The sequence below is a fragment of the Asanoa sp. NPDC050611 genome, assembly GCF_040654855.1.
Lineage (GTDB): Bacteria > Actinomycetota > Actinomycetes > Mycobacteriales > Micromonosporaceae > Asanoa.
This window is the reverse complement of sequence record NZ_JBFAIU010000661.1, coordinates 1-1,619: the sequence shown is the minus strand read 5'-3', so window position 1 is coordinate 1,619 and position 1,619 is coordinate 1. Positions and strand designations below refer to the sequence as shown.

The following is a 1,619-nucleotide window of genomic DNA, read 5'->3' as shown; positions in this document are numbered from 1 at the left end:
GCTCCCAGATGCCGACCACGCCCCAGTCCTGCTCGCCACCGTCGCGGGCCCGCTCGTACACGCGTCCACCGACCCTGGGTTCGACGACCACGTCGAGAAGATCTGCCGGATCCCCGCCGGGTTCGGGGTCAGCGCGACCCGCCCGCCGGTGGCCTTGGCGATCTGGTTGAGCTCGCCCGGGTCGATCTCCGGCCCGACGCCGATGAACAGGATCGGCAGCGGGCGCTTGGGGTCCTGCAGAGCACCGAGTTCGCGCAGCAGCTCGGCGCGGCTGATGCCGCTCGCGTTGTCGTCCTTGCCGTCGGTGAGCACGAGCACGAGGTTGATCCGGCCGGCGGTCCAGTTGCGCGCCCCGTCGCGGTAGGCCGCGAGCGTGGTGTCGTAGAGGCCGGTCGCGCCGTTGGGCTTGACCTTGACCTGCCCGAGTCGCGACACGATGTCGGCACGGCGTGGACCGACCGGGCCGACCGGCACGACCTCCCGGTAGTCGCGGGTCCCGTCGAGGTCGGTGGAGAACGTCCAGATGCCGATCTCGGTCGTGCCGAGGAGCAGCTGCACGCCGGCCTGTGCGGCCTTGACCGTCGCCGAGAGTCGGGTCTCCGGCGTGCCCGGTATCTGTGCCTCCATCGAACCGGAGATGTCGAGCACGGCGAGCAGCCGCGCGCTGATGTGCACCCCGCCCCAGGCGTTGAGCAGCGCCGACGTCTCACTGTCCGTGGGCACCGGAGTCGGTGCGTAGGTCGTCTCGCGGATCCGGCCGGCGTCGTAGGACCCGGTCGGCGGCGCCCCACCGGCGGTACGCAACCCGTGCCGCGCGAGCGCCGAGACGCCGTCGTCGGCGAGCATGGCGCGCAGGAACGCCGCGGCGCCCTCGCGCGGCGTCCCGGACGAGAGGACGGCGTACGGGTAGTCAGGGCCGGGCACAGGGCGGGCCGGATAGACCGCGACCTGGCCGCCGGCCCGCAGGACCTCCTGCTCCGTGCTGATCACCGCTGACTCACCGCCGGGCGAGCCGGGGGCACCGGGCACGGGCGGGGCCTCACCGGACATGGCCACCACGCCGACTTCCAGACGATCGAGGCCGCGATGACCGAGGGCCACCCGGGTTTCGTGGCCAACAACGGGCGGATCGGCTTCGGGCTCGCGGACCACGAGGCGTACGCGCCCGAGGCCGGCCAACCCGTCCGGCTGGTCTGGCTGGCCGTGCGCCGGGCCGAGAGCGCCTTCACCGCGGGCGACGGCGTGACCGAGGACGACCTCTACACCGACGAGCTCGGCCCGGAGACGCTGGACCGGTTCGCCGCCCGGCTGCGGGCGCTCGGCCTGGACCCGGCGGACTACCGCTACCTGCCGGCACACCCGTGGCAGTGGCAGCACAAGCACGCCATCACGTTCGCGCCGGACGTGGCCCGGCGGTCGATCGTGCCGCTGGGCACCGGGCCCGACCGCTACCGCGCGCAGCAGTCCATCCGGACGTTCTTCAACACGGACCGGCCAGACCGGCACTACGTGAAGACCGCGCTGGCCATCCAGAACATGGGCTTCCTGCGCGGCCTGTCCGCCATGATCACGACGATCGTGGTCCTGCTCGTGCAGACCGTGGTCACGGTCGGCTTCGC

1 protein-coding gene and 2 pseudogenes are annotated in these 1,619 nt (G+C 72.8%); 1 reads left to right on the top strand and 2 read right to left on the bottom strand.

The genetic code is table 11. The features are described from left to right. Positions 1–627 (bottom strand): annotated as a pseudogene (locus AB0H87_RS41585) (hypothetical protein); the annotation flags it as partial. Positions 628–858: 231 nt separating this feature from the next. Continuing rightward, positions 859–1,182, bottom strand: a pseudogene (locus AB0H87_RS41580) (hypothetical protein); the annotation flags it as partial. On the opposite strand from AB0H87_RS41580, the gene AB0H87_RS41575 reads away from it, so the two are divergent. Then, on the top strand, positions 1,087–1,619 hold a 533-nt coding region (locus AB0H87_RS41575), incomplete at its 3' end, for an IucA/IucC family protein (RefSeq protein WP_360159314.1). The pseudogene AB0H87_RS41580 and the gene AB0H87_RS41575 overlap by 96 nt on opposite strands.